Annotated in this window: 12 protein-coding genes; 4 read left to right on the top strand and 8 right to left on the bottom strand. The window is 59.9% G+C overall.

Features of this window, described 5'->3' with window-relative positions; all coding sequences use genetic code 11:
• Nucleotides 1-40 precede the first annotated feature (40 nt).
• Both R3C19_12320 and R3C19_12315 read left to right on the top strand, forming a co-directional pair.
• Complete coding sequence (locus R3C19_12320; protein MEZ6061141.1) at nt 41-3208, top strand: choice-of-anchor I family protein; 3168 nt, start codon at nt 41-43, stop codon at nt 3206-3208.
• Nucleotides 3190-5466, top strand: a complete 2277-nt coding sequence (locus R3C19_12315; GenBank protein MEZ6061140.1) for a DUF839 domain-containing protein — start codon at nt 3190-3192, stop codon at nt 5464-5466. Before R3C19_12320 ends, R3C19_12315 begins: the two co-directional genes overlap by 19 nt.
• Nucleotides 5467-5640: 174 nt before the next feature.
• On the opposite strand, the gene asnS is transcribed toward R3C19_12315, so the two are convergent.
• From asnS to R3C19_12290, 5 genes are all read right to left on the bottom strand, one after another.
• Nucleotides 5641-7032: an asparagine--tRNA ligase gene (gene asnS, locus R3C19_12310; GenBank protein MEZ6061139.1), complete on the bottom strand. Its 1392-nt coding sequence runs from the start codon at nt 7030-7032 to the stop codon at nt 5641-5643.
• A gap of 198 nt (nt 7033-7230) precedes the next feature.
• Complete coding sequence (tsaB, locus tag R3C19_12305; protein ID MEZ6061138.1) at nt 7231-7908, bottom strand: tRNA (adenosine(37)-N6)-threonylcarbamoyltransferase complex dimerization subunit type 1 TsaB; 678 nt, start codon at nt 7906-7908, stop codon at nt 7231-7233.
• A gap of 1302 nt (nt 7909-9210) precedes the next feature.
• Nucleotides 9211-10245 carry a DUF1559 domain-containing protein gene (locus tag R3C19_12300; protein ID MEZ6061137.1) on the bottom strand — a complete coding sequence of 345 codons (1035 nt, stop codon included), beginning with the start codon at nt 10243-10245 and terminating at the stop codon, nt 9211-9213.
• A 297-nt stretch (nt 10246-10542) separates the two neighbouring features.
• Nucleotides 10543-11469 carry a lipoyl synthase gene (gene lipA, locus R3C19_12295; GenBank protein MEZ6061136.1) on the bottom strand — a complete coding sequence of 309 codons (927 nt, stop codon included), beginning with the start codon at nt 11467-11469 and terminating at the stop codon, nt 10543-10545.
• Nucleotides 11447-12199, bottom strand: coding sequence for a hypothetical protein (locus R3C19_12290; protein MEZ6061135.1), 753 nt, complete (start codon nt 12197-12199; stop codon nt 11447-11449). Before R3C19_12290 ends, lipA begins: the two co-directional genes overlap by 23 nt.
• 697 nt (nt 12200-12896) lie before the next feature.
• Here R3C19_12290 and R3C19_12285 point away from each other — a divergent pair.
• A complete protein-coding gene (locus R3C19_12285) occupies nt 12897-13877 on the top strand; it encodes an FHA domain-containing protein (protein ID MEZ6061134.1) in 981 nt (326 codons plus the stop codon).
• A 98-nt stretch (nt 13878-13975) separates the two neighbouring features.
• On the opposite strand, the gene R3C19_12280 is transcribed toward R3C19_12285, so the two are convergent.
• From R3C19_12280 to R3C19_12270, 3 genes are all read right to left on the bottom strand, one after another.
• On the bottom strand, nt 13976-14680 hold the full coding sequence (locus R3C19_12280; GenBank protein MEZ6061133.1) for a response regulator transcription factor: 705 nt from the start codon (nt 14678-14680) through the stop codon (nt 13976-13978).
• 102 nt (nt 14681-14782) lie between these two features.
• Nucleotides 14783-16459 carry a HAMP domain-containing sensor histidine kinase gene (locus R3C19_12275; GenBank protein ID MEZ6061132.1) on the bottom strand — a complete coding sequence of 559 codons (1677 nt, stop codon included), beginning with the start codon at nt 16457-16459 and terminating at the stop codon, nt 14783-14785.
• A gap of 274 nt (nt 16460-16733) precedes the next feature.
• Nucleotides 16734-18113, bottom strand: coding sequence for a VWA domain-containing protein (locus R3C19_12270; GenBank protein MEZ6061131.1), 1380 nt, complete (start codon nt 18111-18113; stop codon nt 16734-16736).
• Nucleotides 18114-18520: 407 nt separating this feature from the next.
• Between R3C19_12270 and R3C19_12265 the strand changes: the two genes are divergently transcribed.
• Nucleotides 18521-19324, top strand: coding sequence for a hypothetical protein (locus R3C19_12265; GenBank protein MEZ6061130.1), 804 nt, complete (start codon nt 18521-18523; stop codon nt 19322-19324).
• Nucleotides 19325-19445: the final 121 nt, after the last annotated feature.

Genomic DNA, 19445 nt, shown 5'->3' with positions numbered 1-19445 from the left:
TGCCGAAGCGGGTACTGAAGCGGCTGGCCTGTCTGTGCAGGTGAACAATTCGGTTCCGGGAATTCCCGGTGTCTGGGCCGGACCGTTTGCCGAAAGCCCGGGCGCTCTGAATGTCTTTCCCCCGGCTGTCTTTGAAATTGCCGCGACCGACGCCGAACAAGCAGAAGGCAACAGCGGCACGACGGACTTCACATTCACAGTAACTCGCACCGTCGATACGTCTGGCGCCAACGATGTCGACTGGTCTGTGACGAGCATGGTGGCGGACGGGGCTGATTTTGTGGGCGGTTCTCTGCCCGGCGGCACGCTGACCTTCGCGGCCGGTGAATTCAGCAAAACCATCACCGTCAGCGTCAACGGTGATGTCGATGTCGAAGCCGATGAAAGCTTTGTCGTGACGCTCAGCGGTGCCACCAACGGGGCGCTGATCGGCATCGCTGACGCCGACGGCCTGATTCAGAACGACGACGCAACGGTCGAGATCGGCAATGCGGTCGTGACTGAGGGTGATGCCGGAACCAATGTGCTGACATTTGACATCACTCTGAGCGGCGACATCGCCGGTGGCTTTACTCTCGACATTGACTTTCCTGCCAGCAATGCCACTCCGGGTACCGACTTTGTCGCCGCACCGGGGACGGTGACGTTCGTCGGCACGAATGGCGAAGTGCAGCAGTTGATGGTCACGGTGAACGGGGACACGGATGTTGAATCCAACGAGACAGTCTTCGTGGAATTGAACACCGCCGACAGCCGCGTCACGTTCACAGATGCAATCGGAATCGGCACGATTGTTGACGACGACACGCCGGCTCCGGTCGGTACAGGAGAAATCACGCTCAGCCAGATTGGAACCGCGACGCTGGCCGGAGCGGAAATCAGCGACTTCGATCCGGGCACAGCGCGAGCCTTCGTGACAACTCCGATCGGTCTGCAGATTGTCAATCTCAGCAATCCGGCGGTTCCGACACTGATCGCGACGATTGATCCAACGTCGCTGACCGGTTCGCTGGCAACTCAGCCAGCACCGACAAGTGTTGCTGTTCACAATGGTCTGGTGGCGATCGCTGTCCCGGACGTGACCTCTCAGAATCCCGGCCGGGTTCTGTTTTTGGACACGGATGGCAATCTGCTCGGCGGAGTCACGGTGGGTGCTCTTCCGGACATGCTGACCTTCACTCCGGATGGCTCGAAAATTCTTGTTGCGGACGAAGGCGAGCCGGGAGCCACAGATCCGGCAGGAATGATCAGCATCATCGATTTGAGCGGTGGACCGGCTTCGGCCACAGCTAGTCATGTGGACTTTACCGTCTTTGACGGTACCGAAGTGGCACTTCGCGCGCTGGGAATCCGCATCTTTCCCGGTGTTGCCGCTTCCGCTGATTTTGAACCGGAGTACATCGCTGTCTCTGACGACGGCACAACCGCCTTTGTGACGTTGCAGGAAAACAATGCCGTTGCGGTTGTCGATATCGCTTCGGCAGCACTGACGGATCTGCAGCCGCTGGGTGTCAAGGATCATTCGCTGCCGGGCAATGGCCTGGACGCCAGCGATCGCGACGGCATGATCAATATTCAGCAGTGGCCTGTATTCGGCCTGCGGCTGCCGGACGGCATTGCGTCCTTTTCGATCGGCGGCCAGACGTATTACATCACCGCCAACGAAGGCGATGACCGCGGCGAAAACGAGCGGATCAAGAACGTCACGCTGGATCCGACGGCGTTTCCAAACGCCGCCGCGCTGCAGCAGGACGAAGCTCTCGGCCGGATCGATATTTCCACCATCGACGGTGACACCGACGGCGACGGTGACTACGACCAGTTGTTCACTTACGGAGCACGGTCGTTCTCGATCTTTGATGCCGGCGGAAATCTGATCTTCGACAGCGGTGACATGATCGCGCGAGTGACCGCCAGCCAGACACCGAGTCTGTTCAACGCAAACAACGGCAGTCCGGCGGATTTCGACACGCGAAGCGACAACAAAGGAGCCGAACCGGAAGGCGTCACAGTTGCTCAGATCGGCGATCAGACCTACGCCTTTGTCGGTCTGGAACGGGCCGGCGGCGGAGTGATGGTGTTTAACGTGACCAACCCGGCAGCTCCGGCCTTTGTGCAGTATCTGCAGGTTGACGGACACATCAGCCCGGAAGGTCTGCATGTTGTTCAGGCAGCAGACAGTCCGACTGGCCGCCCGCTGCTGCTGGTCACGAATGAAGTGAGCAACACACTGCAGGTACTGGAGATCGATTTGCCCGCCGTCTCGATCAGCGATGCGACCGTCGCGGAAGGGAACTCGGGCACAGTTGACGCGACATTCGTCGTGACGCTGTCGGCTCCGAGTGCCCTGACGGTGGCGGTGGATTTTGCGACCGCCGACGGATCTGCCGTGGCCGGTGAGGACTACGCGGCGGCCAGCGGAACTCTGACGTTTGCACCCGGCGAAACCAGCAAGAACATCGTTGTTACTGTGATTGGTGACACGATCGTGGAACTGAATGAACTGTTCCATGTAAACCTCAGCAGTCCGTCCGCCGCCGTCGCCGGAAGAATCAGCGGTGCGGGAGTGATACAGAACGACGACACATCGTTGAGCATCGTTTCGGATCAGGGGTCACTGGCGGAAGGGAACAGCGGGACGACGGAGTTTACGTTCACGGTGACGCGCAGTGGTGATCCGACGGGCGTGCTGAACTTCGGTCCGCTGCAGGAGTCGGCTCCGATCTCGGATCTGACGGACGAGGACACGGGTTCGTTCGTGGTTCCGGCGGGCTGGACGGCGGTGAAGCTGACGAGTCTGAAGGACATCGAGTCGGATGGGTCTCAGAGCACGGTGCGGGTTTCGTCGCTGAACGATGTGGGCAGCATGTGGGACATGTCGGCGTTCAGTCCGGACGGCCGTTACATCTTCATTCCGCACGAAACCCAGTATGGTGCGGGCGTGTCACGGTTCGACACAACGACGGGTCTGACGGTGCGGATGTTCCAGGGCGACGGCAACGGAGCGTCGGGCGACTTTTCGAACGACTTCGGGGCACTGGATCCGGCGATCTGGAATCCGTGGACGGGGAATCTGGTCGTGGCGGAGGAATGGAGCGGTCTGGGTCGTCTGTTCGAAATTGAAGATCCGACGAAGGCCGTGTCCGGTCCGACGAGTTCACCGCGATTCACCGGACGGCGATTCCATCGGTGTCTCACGAAGGCCTGAAGTTCGACAATGACGGCAACCTGTACTTCGTGGACGAGAACAGCAGCGGTTCGATCTACAAGTTCGTTCCGACCACGATCGGCGATCTGAGCTCCGGTCAGACGTTCGTGCTGAAAGCGGACGCGGCCGGTGACGCTGCGGTGGGGCATGCGACATGGGTGCCGATCACGAATGCGGACGGCACAGCAGCGGCAGCCGGCATGACCAGCGATCCGTTCGACTTCACCAGCCGTGGCGGCCGGGCGGCGGCCGATGAAGTGGGTGGCACGGGCTTCAATCGTCCGGAGGACCTGGAATTCGGTTTTCTGTCGAACGGCAATCCGGTGATCTACTTTACGGTGACGGGTACGCACTCGGTGTACAGCCTGGAGCTGACCGACGCGGACAACGCCGAGATTCGGCTGATGGCCAGCAATGCCACACCGTTCAACGCGGGCTACGCGGGCACGACGGCGACTCTGGCGTCCCCGGACAACCTGGCGATCGACGCTCAGGGCAACGTGTATGTGATCGAAGACCAGGCGAACACGACGACCAACGGGGTTCCGGGCGGGGATGTGTTCCTGCTGCGTGACACGGACGGCGATGGTGTCGCGGAATCTCTGGATCATGTGCTCAGTCACAGTGTTCCGGGCGCGGAAATCACGGGGATGATCTTCAGTCCGGTGAATCCGAACCAGTTCATCATCAGCATCCAGCATCCGGCGAGCACGGGAGTTGCGGGCGGCACGGGCGATGCTCTGTGGCTGATCACGATGCCGGGTCCGGCCACCAGCACACCGCTGGCCGACAGCGGCGCCACGGTCGACTGGGCGGTGAGCAGCACTCAGGCGGACGGCACCGACTTCGACGGCGGCAGCCTCCCCGCAGGCACTCTCAACTTCGCGCCCGGTGAGTTCTCAAAGACTATCAGTGTCATGGTTCAGGGCGATATGGCCTTCGAACCTGACGAAGATTTCACGGTGACGCTCAGCAATCCGTCGGCAGGTGCTACCATCGCGACAGCGGCGGCGACATCGACCATTCTGAACGATGACTTCAGCGACTCGGCGGCCCCGCGGAGCCAGGTCAGGCGAAGTGGTTCAATCTTCGTGACCACGAAGGACTTACCGATCGAGGTCACGGGACGCGACTTCGGAACGGTACCTTCCGGAATCGCGCAGTTTGAAATCTACGTCCGGACAAACCTGACCGGCGGGTATTCGCTGTTCACGACGATCGATGCGGTTCCCGGATCCGTTGCCGGTACGTTTGAAGCATCGACGACCTTTAGCGGAGACAGCAACACAACGTATCAGTTCTACAGCGTCGCCGTTGACTTCGCGGGGAATCGAGAAGACAGCATCGAAGGTCCGCATGCCGACGTTCTGTATCGATTCCGGGACGTGGACGCTCCGCAATCGCAGGTCGACGGCGTGACATTCGACAACGCGTCGGGAACCTTCGCCGTCGACTACAGCGGCACGGACATCGGCGGCAGCATCCGGGAATTCAGTGTCTGGATGCAGGTCGATTCCGACATGCCGGTCGTTGTCGCAACGGTCGGAGGAAACAGTCCGGGCACGGTTCAGGCTGCTGCAGTTCCCGGAACCCACGACTACCGTTTCTTCACCGTGGCCACCGACAACAGTGGCAACGTCGAAGCAGCGCCGGACGCTCCGCTGGACATCACGCTGACAGGCGTCGACTACAGCATCACCCCGCCACCGGTACCGGAGATCGTTGACTTTGACGTACAGAACGGTGCCGCTCAGCGGTCCTTTGTCAACACGCTCACAGTCACGTTCAGCGACAGTTCCGATCTGCAGGAGCTGATCGACAGTGTCGCAACCGGCTCTTCCCGCGTCCGGCTGGTCAACACCGGTCTGGACGGAACCGGGACCACGGTGATTGATCTTTCGACCGCCACGATCTCACTGGTCGGACGAACGGTCACGATCGGGCTGGGGACGGCCGGACTGACCGCCGACGGGATCTATGAACTGCAGTTTGATCTCGATAACAACGCCTCGTTTGAATCCACGCGGACGTTCCACCGAATTCAGGGTGACGCGGATGGCGACGGTGACGCGGACATCGACGATCTGATGAAGATCCGCAGGGCACTGATTTACCGCAACGACCCGGAAGCGGACGTCAACGGTGACGGAGTCGTCAACGTGCTGGATTACGTTTACGCCGCTCGCAATTTTGGCGCGTTACTCGACGCAGATGCCGGTCTGAGTTCTCTGGAAGAACGGCTGCTGCTGGACGACTAACCCGGACCGCGATTTCCTTCGCCGCGGGGCAATCTTCCCGCGGCGGAGGACTCTGCTTCACCCGAACCGCCTTACAAGGCCTGCTTCTCGCAAGTCATGTTTCGTTTGACGTGCCGCTGCGCGGCTGGCTGGTTCTGTGCCGGTCGCCGGGATCTGTGTGCCGGATGATTCCCGTCAGAAGTCGGCGTGACCGGGAGTTCGCGGGAAGGGGATCACATCGCGGATGTTTGTCATGCCGGTGATCAACTGCACGGCTCGTTCAAGTCCCAGGCCGAAACCGCTGTGAGGAACGGTGCCGTACTTGCGCAGCTCCACGTACCACCAGTAGTCGGCGGGATTCATGCCGCATTCTTCGATCCGCTGCAGCAGCACGTCCAGTCGCTCTTCGCGCTGGCTGCCGCCGATGATTTCTCCGACTCGCGGAACCAGTACATCCATCGCTCGCACGGTTTTGCCGTCGTCGTTGCAGCGCATGTAAAACGGTTTGATGGTGCGAGGATAGTCGAACAGGATCACCGGCTGCCGGAAATGCTCCTCTGTCAGAAAGCGTTCGTGTTCGCTTTGCAGGTCGTGTCCCCATTCAACGGCATATTCGAATTTCTTCCCGCTGGATTTCAGCAACTCGACAGCTTCAGTGTACGGCAGACGAATGAATTCATGACCGCGGATGTTCTCCAGAGTCTCCAGGACAGTCTTGTCGATGCGCTGGTTGAAGAATTCCATATCGTCGCCACAGTGAGTCAGCACGTCGCTGATGATTGTCTTAATGAACGATTCGGCCAGATCCATGTTGTCGGTCAGTCCGTAAAACGGCATCTCCGGTTCAACCATCCAGAACTCGGCCAGATGGCGCGTTGTATTGCTGTTTTCCGCCCGAAACGTCGGTCCGAAGGTGTAACAGTCGCCCAGCGACGTGGCGAAGATTTCCGCTTCCAGTTGGCCGCTGACGGTCAGCGACGCGGGTTTGCCGAAGAAATCCTGCTTGAAGTCGATCTCGGTTTTCGCCGCTGCAAGTTTCGCAAGGTCCAGCGTTGTGACCTGAAACATCTCACCCGCGCCTTCGCAGTCGCTGGTTGTGATGATCGGCGTGTTGATGTAAAGGAATCCCCGTGTCTGAAAAAAATCGTGAATCGACCGGCTGATGCGGTTGCGAACTCGCGCGATGGCTCCGAACGTGTTCGTGCGAGGTCTCAGGTGAGCGATCTCGCGCAGAAATTCAAAGCTGTGGCCCTTCTTCTGCAGCGGGAATTCCGCGGCATCGGCTTCACCCAGCACCGTCAGTGTCGTCGCGTGAAGTTCGATGCGCTGTCCCTTGCCGGGAGATTCCTTCACCGTTCCGTCGACAGCGATGCTGGCTCCCGTGGTCACTCGCCGGATCGTGTCCTCGTAGCCGGGCACCGACGCGTCGACGACGATCTGCAAATTGCCCATGCAGCTTCCGTCGTTCAGTTCAATAAACGAAAAGCCGCCCTTCGAATCCCGCCGAGACCGAACCCAGCCCTTCACCGTGACGGAGGATTCCGGTTGAGCGGCAAGGAAAAGTGCGTTGATACGAGTCACGGGCATGGCGGGATCGGTTGCGTCAAGGAAGTTGGATGACGGAATGCACTGCAGAGACGGAAGGATATGGCGAGCCCGCGAATTTCAAAGATCCGCGGCGGGATTCTTCTCAGACCGTCAGCGGCAGTTGCAAAGCGCGCCAGCGAACCTGCGACCGCGTTCTGCGTGGTCCTCGCTTTTCGTGGTTCGCCAAGTGCAGCGCCGTCAGCCACCCGCGGATTTCTCTTCGGCGTAGCTGCGACGGATGTACAGGGGCTCCAATGTGTGAGGATCGGCGAATTGGCTTTGCTGAAGCAGGTAACGGCCGATTTCGGCGACCGCGGAGGCTCGCGGTTGCCAGAGCGATTCATTCGCCAGCAACGCCGTTGACGGAAATTCTGCGGCAAACTTCGTCAGTCCCGGGCCGGTGACCAGAGTTCCGCAACTCACGACAGCAGCCAACGGCTCGATGCGAACACTGCCGGCCGGCTGCCGGATCGCGGCATCTGCGTCCCATTCATAGTCATTGACGAAGACATCGCCGCGCTGAGCGTCGCTGATAACTGTCACACGTGACGCGGTGAATTCGGCCGGCACTCGCTGAGCAATCGCCTGCAGCGTGTCGACGGCAACCAGTCGGGCGTCATTGATCCAGGCGAACGTCTTGGCGAACACAACACCGACTCGCAGCCCCGTAAAGCTGCCTGGTCCGGCACTGACGGCGACACATTCGATGTCACTCGGCGACAAAGAATGCTCCTTCAGCAGTCCATCCACTTCGGCCACGAGCGTCTGAGCATGGCGACGGCCCGTCGTCTGCAGCAGACGTTCTTCGATCAAGTCCTGTCCGTCGGACAAGGCGATCGAACCTTCAGCCCCGGATGTTTCGACAGCAAGCATCATTCGCGGACACCACTTTGGGCCGACATCCTCACCAGCGGCAGCGAGCAGCATAGCTTTTTGAGATGTCCGGTGTTAGGACCGCGCAGCTAACGCGTGGATCCGCTCTGCAGTCGTTTTTTTCTGTGGACGAGCTTTCCGTTGAAGACGTACTCGCCAACAATCACGGGAGTCCCTGAGTCCGGAGGGTACATTGTGAGCAACAATCCGATCGTACCGTTCGTTGAGATCACGCCGCCCAATTCAACTTCACACGAGACGTACAAATCACTGTCCCGCCATGCAAATTTCGCCCGACCGCGGCCCAGGTTTACATGTCGCCCTCCCGGATCAGCGATTGCGTCAACAAACAACTTCGAAAACTTTCGAGAATTCGGCGACGGATCAATGATCAGAAAGCTGCCCAATCCCGGTGCGGACCACGCGACGCTCCCGGCACGATCAGTTGCCACAGTCCCCGCCGCGTGGATGACCCAGTTTCCGCCGGGATCGGTATGACGGACTGCGGGGAACCTCTGGAGAACGTTCTCCGCAGTCGTCACGTCGAGTGCTTCCGGCTCGCGCCATCGCCGCGTTTCGTCAACAGGTTGCATCAAAAGCCATGCGGCTGCGACGACCAACAGCAAAACCGTGAGTGCAATTAACGGTCGCGTGCAGGGCACTTCAACTCCTTGGATTCAGTCAGATCCGGGAAGATTGAGTCGGTGTTGCGATGTCGAAGCCATCAAAAAAGGACACGGCAGTCACCGGACAATCTTTGAACCACTGCTGCTTGGAGTTCTCAATTCGGCGGTCCCGCAGACTGACCAATCCACGCGACTGCGTGAACATCGACTTCGCTCCAACCGCCCATCATCGCGTACTTCATCAACCGAGCCCGCCCGGCATGGGAGCCTGGACCTGGATTGTGCTCCACTTCTACGTTCTCATGATGCACATCGGGGCCTTGAAATGTTTCCGTCGAGCCCATGGTCGCAAAAGCCCCGCCGACCTGAATCCGCAAATCCACTCGATAGGTAGATGCTGCCGCCAACCCCGATGACGTAGTCGGCACACCCGAGTTCGGGATGGTGAAACCCTCTCCATCAGACGGCGACTCTAGAGTGTCGGCGAAGCCAGCGGCCCCAAGCATCACACCTACCGCAGCGGTCACCCGCAGTGTTCGCTTTCGGAAAAAACGGAACTGCCCTGACATTGACGAACCCTTTCTTGGTTAGGACTGACAAATGGAATTCCGCTATCGCGGTAAACGGCAGACTCGTGAGGTGCAGCACAGGCTGACTGCAGCTGTCTTGTTACTTGTTATCAGTTGATTCCTCTGTTTCGTGAGGCCAAGTCGCGCCAGACGCCGAGATCGACGGATTCGCTAAACGCCGCTGCGGAGCCGTCACACCGCAGTGCATTTACTCCGCCGGAATGCAGGCTGGTCGCAGAATAGAACCCCCAATAACTTCCGCCGCAGCTCGGCGAATTCGGCACCAGGGCATGGTCGTAGGCCCAGCCATGAATAATCGCGCCAAGACTGATGCTTCCGTCGTTTTCCACGATCGGCCAGGCATCCCAGCCCCGTTCTCCGCCAGCAGATGGAGCTCCCCTTTCCCTAGCCGTCTTGCAGTATTGAAGGCGATCTTCGAAGCTCGCGTCGGTCGGCAGATCTGGACCGGTTTGCCAAAACGTTCTGAGGAACTGAAGCCGTGACACATTATCAGCTCGAACAGATGACGGTCCCGGTCGTTGTCCGGAAATCGCTTCGCTGACAGCGACCGTGTTCGACAGCCCGTCAGTGATGTCTGCCAGGCGCACCGCCCCCTGGGTGTGCGGCACGTTGATCGCGCCGTAATAGAATCCGGGCCCCAGCGGCGGAACGATCACGCCGTCAAACCCCCATTTCTCCAAGGCACGTCCCATGTTGCCGTAATAGCTGACGATTTCTCGATCTGCGTGCAGATCAGCAGGGCATATGAAGGCAGGAATCCCGCTGGTCAGCCGCCATGCAGCCAGCTTTGGAGTCTGATTCGGCAGTCTGTCGAAATACCCCTGAAGGCGGTCGTAAAGAGGTTGCTGGTCAAGATATGGCAGAAGCTGAATTCGCCACTTGATCCCACCAGGCAATTCGTGATGGGTACTTTCGAAATTGTGAATCGCCAGACCGATCTGCCGCAGCCGATCAGCACACTGCACCTTTCGAGCGGTTGCCCTTGACTGCTGAACCGCAGGCAAGAGGATGGCGACCAGGATGCTGATAATCGCCACCACAATGAGGACTTCGACGATCGTCACGCCGGTTCGGCAACCTGTTTTGCCTCGCTGGATCGAAACCCTTCTGAGTCGTCGTCGCATACCACGGTCCTTATCTCAGTCGAACAGAAGCGGCACTGCGCAGCGGATTCTACTGCCCCCCCAAGAACACAAACCCGCCAAGCGACAATTTGAGAAAATTGTATTCAGACACATTGTATGAAAAAGACGACACGTTTCAGCCGAGTGCGGCAGGCGACATGCCGTCGAGGGACAGAGCAGGGATCACCAAATCCCGCGCAAACTGATCAAGCCACCCACTGACTTTGCATCTGTTGCATAGGCGAACGTTCCGTGTTGGCCTACGGTCGCTGCGCCAGTACTAAGAACGAAGTGCGATCACCACGCGTTCATCGTCGCCGGTTGACCGTCAGTGTCGAGGTGGTCGGTCATTTCGCCGGCGTGGTAGCTGCTGCGGACGAAGGGGCCACTGGCGACCATGCGGAACCCGAGACTGCGGCACAGATCGCCCACTTCGTCAAATTCTTCCGGCGGAACGTAGCGGTCGACGGGCAGGTGTTGCGGTGTCGGCTGGAGGTACTGGCCGAGCGTAATCATGTCGCAGCCCGCGGATCGCAGGTCGGCGCAGACGTCCAGCAGTTCGTCGCGCGTTTCGCCCAGTCCCAGCATCAGACCGCTCTTGGTCGGCACGTCCGGCGCTTCGTGTTTGACCTGTTTCAGCAGGTCCAGTGTCCGCTGATAGTCGGCATTGCGGCGGACTCGGTGATAAAGGCGGGGAACCGTTTCGGTGTTGTGGTTGAATACGTCCGGTTGTGCTTCGACGACGCGGCTGATGGCCGCTCGGTTTCCCAGGAAGTCGGGTGTCAGAACTTCGACTCGAGCGCCGGTGCGGCGTCGAACGGCCAGTACTGTCTGGTACCAGTGCTCGGCGCCTCCGTCTGCCAGGTCGTCTCGCGTGACGGAAGTCAGCACAACGTAGCTCAGTCCCAGTCGTTCAGCGGCTTCGGCGACGCGATCGGGTTCATCAATCGACAGCGGTTCGGTCCTGCCCCTCGGCACGGAACAGAATCCGCAGGGTCGCGTGCAGACGTTGCCGCCGATCATGAAGGTCGCCGTCTTCTGGCTCCAGCATTCCGTGCGGTTGGGGCACTTCGCGCTTTCGCAGACGGTTTCCAGGTCCAGGTCGTGAATAACGGAATCCGTGTAGGCCATGCCGGGCTGCGGCAGGGGACGTTTGAGCCATCTCGGCAGCCGACGCGCCGGTTGCTGCGGCGACGGAGCGTCAATGATCGGCAAACTTGTCATGGATCAGCTTTCGAGTTCTCTTCAGGAACGGATGGCCGGTGTGAACATGGTATTCCGGATACCCGATCTGTTCGCAGATGTGATGAATCAGCGACGTGCGGACCTGCGGCATGATCGCGGGTCGCACGCGTTCAGCGCTCAGCGATGAGACCCGTTGTCCCAGCAGTCCGCGCCCATACTGGCGCGCTTCATTCAGACAACAGGCGACGTTCAGAAACGATCCGAAACAGGTCACCGCGTTGTCCACCAGGATCCCGATTTCGCAGACGGCTCCGTGACGTCCGAACAGCGCGGTGGGATCGTTGGCGTCGCGTTGAATGTTCACCTGCGAATCGCGGCATGTGCGGATCATTGCTTCCTGCAGCCGCCAGCGAAACTCCTGCTCACCGTATTCACATTCGTGCAGAGAGACAATCACATACGCGGCAAGCTGCCCGCGCTGATGCAGAACGGCGTGACCGTCGCGTTTGACTTTGTGAACGGCCAGCAGCTTCGATTCCAGCTCGCGTCGGTCTTCGGGAAGTTCCAGCAGGTTGCCGTCCGTGCCGACGGAAATCGCCGGCGGATGTTCGCAGATCAGCACGGCCGCGCTGATGCGGCTCTGCTGCCGGACTTCGTGAACCATCAGCTTTTGGAGAGCCAGCACGGACGGAACGTCCACGGTTCCCAGCAGTCGGACTTCTGCCGAAGTGACGGTGTCTTTGGTAAAGGCTTCCCAGTTGAATGTCATCAGTACGGCTCTTGGAGTGAGTCGTTCGCAGTGTGAAGGATTGCACCATGATAGCCGCCGATCGGTGCCGGGTGCGTCCGGGCTGCGCCTTCCGGATGCCGATCCGGGTGGACAGCGACTTCCAGCCGGCTCGAATCGGGAGATTATTTCCGGCGGCGGGTCGCGCAGCGCGGGCGAAATTCTAGCAGCCGACAGCGGTCAGCCGGTCGCTTCCCGCGTGAATTCCCGACAATCCGGTTTTTTCCGGACAATACGTGCGATTTGCAACGTGCGATTTGCAGCCTGTCCCAAGGGCGAATGAACGGTGCCGAAAGCGACCGGCCGGGTACCGGGAAGCGACCTTCGGCGGACGATCCGGCAGTCAGGCAAAGTCACGCCGGACGGGAACGCCAACCGATCCTGCTTGAGCCGACAAAGCCGCAAATGCTGCAGGTTCCCGTGATTTCCCCTGCATTTTTCTGGTCTCACCTTGCAGGTGTGGCTTCAATTTGACAGGCTAGAGTTACACTGGTGTATTCACATCGAGACGTCTGCGGCGATGAATCGCCGACCTTTCGACGTCAGCGCGCTCACTCGTTTTGAATTCTGTGACAGCCGGGAAACAGAATTCCGGCGGGTGCGCGGCGTGGTCTTGCGATGGCGTGACTGTTCCAACCCGTGGCGACCGCATGCGTCGCGACAACCGGAGATCTCGGCAATGAAAGTTGTGCTGGAGCTGCAGGATCAGCCCTCCAACATCAAGAGAGTCACGGTACGACATGACATTGTGATCGGTCGAGGCGCGGAGTGTAATCTGCGATTGTCGGCACCACAGGTCAGCCGTCGCCACTGCTTTCTTCGTGTGGGAGGAGACGCTGCGTCGATCACCGATCTGGAAAGCAGCAACGGAACTTTCATCGACGGTCAGCGCATCACGGCCGGAAAGCGGTACATGCTGCGGGACGGAATGTCCATCGCCGTCGGACCGATTCGATTTATCACTCGGATCCAGTCAAAGGTGGCCGCGGCGTCTTCCGGTTTTCTGAAGATCGAAGCGTCTGACGAAACCATGCTGACGGATAATGACCAGTCGGCCACCGCCAGGACGTCTTTCTCCAGCGATCAGCTTCCCGACGCATCGAATGCCGCGGTTTCTTCGCCGATGGATCTGGCTGTGGAACACGCCGGACCGTCCGCCGAAGAAGACGAACCGACCGCCGGATACGACTCCGACGTCCAGACCAAAGCCGGTCCCGGTCCCGATCGGATGCCGGAAGTTCTGGATTCCGAAATGGAGATCGTCGATCTGGGCCGCCGCGCCGCGGCACGCGAATCCGCAATGGGATTTGATTCCGATGAGGAGCCGGAAACCCTGTCGGACGCGGGGATCGGCAGTACGTTCGCCGCGCAGTCAGCCGACGCGCCCGATGTCGAAGTACTGGACGACATCGAAGTGGTGGACGACGCAGGCGATGTCGTCGTTGTCGATGACGTTGAAGTCGTTGAAGACGCCGAAGTTGTCGACGTTCACGATGCCGATGACGACGATGTTCTGGACATCGCCGAACTCGCGGATGACGAAATCGTCGATATCGCAGACGAAGACGGAGTGACCGGCAGTTGGTTCGATAACGATGACCGGTCCACCATTCGGTCGGACGACAGCGAACTGGACGACTTCCTCAAGGGTCTGCCGTAGACCCGTCCGGCGGTTCGGCCGGAGAAATGGCCGGCGACAGCGCTGACGTGCCCTGCACTGCCCTGCCACCACGCCCTGACCCGTCGTCGGCGCTGTTGCTATAGCTGTTGATGATCCGTCGTCACGGGGTCGTACCGATATCCGACGCCGTGGACTGTTGTGACCAGCCGCGGAGTTCTCGGGTCCGTTTCGACACGTTTCCGGAGCTGCGAAATGTGCTGGTCCAGAGTGCGGCTGTTCGGGAAATAATCTTCGCCCCAGGCGTGACGAAAGATCGTGTTGCGATCCAGCGCCTGCCCCTGATGATCGAACAGCAACTGCAGAATCTTTACGTCGCGGGGGCTCAGTTCGATCACTTCATCGCCGCGTCGCGCTCGCAGTTCCGCGGGCAGCACTTTCAGATCGCCCATTTGAAATTCGGCGGGCGGATCCGGCTTCGCGGCACAGCAGCGCCGCGCGACGGCTCGCACACGCGCCAGCACTTCCCGGACGCTGAACGGTTTCGCGATGAAATCGTCCGCTCCCAGTTCAAACCCCACCAGACGATCCACCTCTTCCGCTTTTGCGCTGATGAAGATAATCGGCACGTCAGGCGCTTCGCTGCGAATGGCGCGACACGCTTCGTACCCGCTTTGGCGGGGCATCATGATGTCCAGGCAGACAAAGTCCGGCCGGTGTGCCCGGAACTCCTGCAGAGCGGTCGCGCCATCGGCAGACGCGATGACGTCGTAACCTTCTGTCTGCAGAACTTCGACCAGTCCGTCACGAGTGAAGCGGTCGTCTTCGGCGATCAGAATCTTCATGCTGTGCCACTCGGAATCCAGGACTTGCGGGGCGGTTGAGAGTCGAGAGTCGAGAGTTGAGAGTCGAGTGTTGGGGGTTTGAGGTTTGTCAACGCGCCGGTGTCAGCCGCTGCACTGCAGGCTGACTCGAAACCGGCAGCCGCATTCGGAATCAACCAGCACGATGTCGCCGCCGTGAAGTCGCGCCAGTTCGCGGGCGATCGACAGTCCGATGCCGGTCCCCGCTGCGTAGCTGACACTTCGCGACAGACGTGAAAACGGACGAAACACTTCATCACGGCGGGACACTTCGATTCCCGGTCCGGCATCTTCCACGTCAATCGTTATTCGATCCCCGGACCGTGAACTGAAGACCCGCAGGACGCCGCCGGCATGCCCATACTTTTCCACATTGCTGATCAGGTTGCCCAGAATCTGTTCCAGGAAGTCCGGGTCGAATTCGGCAGACTCGCTGGCCGCCAGATTCAGTTGGACGCGGATTCCGGCTTCGTCCAGGGCCGGTTGGAAACGTTCGACGACCTTGCGAATCACATCGTCGGGCAATTCGGTCCGTGGCTGCGGCTGCAGTGTCCGGCGCTTTTGCCGGGCGAATGTCAGTACGTTGCCGATCAGCCGGCTGAGTCGCTGCCCTTCGGACAGAATCACATTCAGCCGGTCTCGCGGGCGTTCCGCATCGGCGGCCGGAATCGATTCCAGATCCGTCTCCAGCAGTTCGGCGTACAGTCGAATGTTCGTCAGCGGCGTTTTCAGTTCGTGAGACACCTGGTTGACGAAGCTGACCTGCTGCGCGGCTTCCCGCATGTCGCGGGAGTAGTCGCGGTACAGCACAAACGCCATCGCGGTCAGTGCCGCGGCGACGGCGACCAGTCCCGCAAACAGTCCCGCATACGCGCTCCGCCCGGTGACGGCAAGCTGCCGTTCGGGAACGAAACACTGCAGCCGCCAGGACGCCAGCGGAGCGGTCACCGGAATTTCGCAGAACGGTTCGTCATCGTCCGCCGCTTCAAACCGACCCCACTGATACACGGTCTCGCCGGATGCGTTCATCAGACGAATGCGGGACTCCAGCGGTTCCGGGGCATGTGCGTCGTCTGAGTTCGAAGCGGACGCGAACAACGCCGTATCCGGCAGGTCGGCGATCAGATCAGCAATCCAGCGCGAACGTTCCAATGCCGCTCCCACGATCCGGCCCGAAGGTCGCTGCTGCCAGTAGATCAGGTTCAATCCCCGGTCCCAGTACCAGACGAACCAGCCGCTGGACGCTCCACGGACCGGCGGCAGAACGGCCTGCTGGACAGCGTCGGATTCCGATTGCGGAACCGTCGCCATGCGATTGCTTATCGAGGGCAGACGTTCTTCGGCGCCGTTCTGCTGCAGAACGGCGTCTCTCAGATCCTGGCCGGTAAACATTCTGGCCGTGTGCAGCAGAAAGTTCTGTTCGGTGCTGTTCAGCGGCTGACTTGGATCGGGATACAGCAACTGACCGGATTCCGAAATCACAAACAACTGCAGCACTCCGGGTTCCCTGCGGTTTCGCTGTCGCAGACTGTCGACATCGAAGTCATCGATTTCCGTAACCCCCTGCATCTTCCGGCTGATGTCGTCAAACGTGCGAACGATGTTGCCGTTGATATCGTGCAGCCGCTGTTCCATCAGTTCGCGGAATCGCTGTCGCACCATCGCCTGTTCACCGCTTGCCAGCCGCACGACCGCCACGGTCAGCAGCGCCAGCGGCAGCAGGACAATCATCAGGATCAGAATCAGAGATCGAAGTTTCATCGGCCATGAAGTGTAGCGGGTTTCCGCCGGCGGGTTCGGAGTTCAGCCGTCCCGAGTTGACTGCGAATTCACCAAACCGGATCAGCCGGAAACCCCGGGACGAACGTGCGCTGTCTCTCGTTTCGTGTGCGACCGATCGAATTCACGGGTTCGGACAGCAGTATCCGCGGCGCATAGTAGCCTGGTCGGCTTTGTCCTTTCGGCTGCAGAAATGAAAAGCCCGGCATGAGAGTCATGCCGGGCTTTCGTTGTACGACCGGGCGGTTGTCCGGGTCTACGGCGCGGGGGCCGGTGCCGGAGCCGGGGCGATTTCCTGCTGCTGATCAACGCTGAACGACAACGCTCGCTGAGCCTTGCGGTATTCGTTCGCGGCCGGAGCTGCCTTGTCGTTGACGCCCTCCAGTTGCCGCAGCTGCGAACTGTTGATTGTCGCCAGGATTGAGAGGCGATCATCGGTCGGGCACAGCAGGGCATTCGTATTCAGGAAGTCAACGTTGTCCTTCAGCACCTGGCGACACGCCGCGAAGTCCCCGTTATCCAGATGAATGGTCGCCAGCTTGCTTTGTTCGCTGGAAACCAGAGCAACAACATCAGCCAGCACGTCTTTGTTCAGGCTCTTTTCCACATCCTCAGCCGAAGCACTGAACTTCACGGCGGTGCTGCCGGACAGATGATCGGACTCGTGAGTCTTCATGTTGGCATACGAAACAGACACTGTCGCCAGATCCAGTTTGCCGCCCGCTTCCGAAGCCGGGACTTCGACCTCCACCGCCACGTGCTTGTTCTGTCGGCTGTAGATCTGAGACATGCGGATCACAATCTGCTGGCCGTTGATGTCAGCTTCGTTGCCGAGAACACGCACCGGACGAATTCCCTCCGGAATCGTGATCTTCACGTCGATTTCCTGCGCGACCACGGACAGCACATCGTCAAATTCTCGACGGAAGATGTCCGCCAGTTCGGTCGCCTTTTCAATGAACTGATGGTTTCCGCCGCTTTTGGCCGCCAGCGCAACCATCAGGTCTTCGTTGTAGCCCAGTCCCAGACCCAGCGTTGACACGCTGATGTTTTCTTCCAGCAGCGTTGCTCCCAGTGCTCCCAGTTCTCCGGGTGCCGACGGTCCGACATTGGCCAGGCCGTCCGACAACAGGATCACCCGATTGACTCGTTCCTTTTCCAGGAACTTGCGGACTTCCGCGGCGCCTTTGCTGACTCCGGCAAACAGCGCCGTGTTGCCTCCCGCCGTGATGCCGCGAATCGCGGCGGCGACGGATTCCTTATCGGTCAGCTTCGTCGCCGGGACCAGAACGTTGACGGTGGAGTCATAGGTGATGACCGAGACAATATCGTTCGGTCCCAGCAGGCTCAGCGCGTCGATCGCACCGTTGATGGCCTGCTGAATCTTGTCGCCCTGCATCGATCCGGACTTGTCCAGCACAATCGCCAGGTTTACCGGAGGTCGCTGCTTTTCGGATTCCAGTTGGAAGCCTTCCAGCCCGACCCGAATCCAGGTTGTCTGTTTATCGCCCGCCTTCAGGACACCCCGCACGGGAGTGACATCCAGTTTCACCTGATCCGATGCCGCCTGCGCAGACATGGGAATCGAACTGCAGATCATCGCAGCCGCCAGAGTCAGTGTTAACGCCTTCATCATTCGTCTCCATTGGTAGTTCTGTGGAAGTCGAGATTGTTTTCGACACTGCGTATTAGACGCGGCTTTTCCAGGCAGGTGGTCAGACGACTGTAAGAAGTGTGTCAGAAGTTTGTGAGAACCGGAACGTGAATGCTCCCCGGTCACCGGTTGTCGCTTCGCTCAGCGATCGCAGCCGGCGGACTGTTCGCGGCCGGCTGCGATCGCGGACTGTTCGCCGAGTCAACTCCGGAGGCTCGGGCCGCGGCAGCAGCATCCATTTACAGAAACGCGGGCGGACTTTTTCAGTTTTCGCGGCACTTTTCGCGGTGAGTCACGTTTATCTGCTTATCCGGATGAACGACGCATCGGCGTCAAGACAACTCAGTTCAATCTTCACACCAATCAAGCCCGATCTGCGGAGAAATACGATGAGAAAACTGGCATCCGGCCTGATGGCCATGTCGGCACTGACACTGACGATTTTTGCAAACGCAGCGATTGCTCAGCCTCCCGAAGGCGACCGGCCTCCCGAAGAACGGCGCGACGGCGAACGACCGCCGCGCGAACGCGGACCTCGCGATGGTGAACGCCCGCGGGATCGAGGTCCGCGTGACGGCGAACGACGTCCGGGCGGACCACTGGGTTTCAATCCTGTTCTGGCCGCACTCGACGCAGACAGCGACGGCGAAATTTCTTCCGAGGAAATCGCGCAGGCTGCCGTCGTGCTGAAGAAGCTGGATGCGAACAATGACGGCAAGCTGACTCGCGAAGAGCTGCGTCCCATGGGTCCGCCGGAAGGTCAGGGTTTCGGCGGCGGTCCGGGTGGTCCCGGATTCGGACGCGGGCCGGCCTTTGGTCGCGGTCAGGGATTTGGAGGCGGCCCTGGTTTTGGTGCAGGCGGCCCTGGTGGCCCAGGTGGCCCTGGCGGATTTCGTCCGGAACAAATGACGGCCCGCATCATGGAAGCGGATACCAATGGCGATGGGAAGATTTCCAAAGACGAAGCTCCTGAACGCGTGAAGCAGCGGTTCGATACCGTTGACGCAAACAGCGACGGACTTCTGGACAAATCCGAAATCGAATCCCTGACAAAACAGATCATGGAACGCATGCGGGAAGGTGGATTCGGACGAGGCCAGGGTCGCGGCGGTCGTCCGGGGCTTGGCAAGGACGGCGCACAGCGATCGCGGCCTGAACCGGACACCGAAGTCGCGGAAAGCGACAACCGGTAGCGCGCGATTCAGACTCCTTCGAAGTGTCCCGACAGAACCGTTGCTCCACAGACTGTCGGGAACATCTCAGCAGACCGCGTCGATGCTTCGGCGCGGTCTGTTTTCGTTTTCGCAGGCGCCG

The organism is Planctomycetaceae bacterium (genome assembly GCA_041398785.1).
GTDB lineage: Bacteria > Planctomycetota > Planctomycetia > Planctomycetales > Planctomycetaceae > JAWKUA01.
Note: the sequence above shows the minus strand (reverse complement) of the source record. Positions and strands in the feature narration are given on the sequence as shown.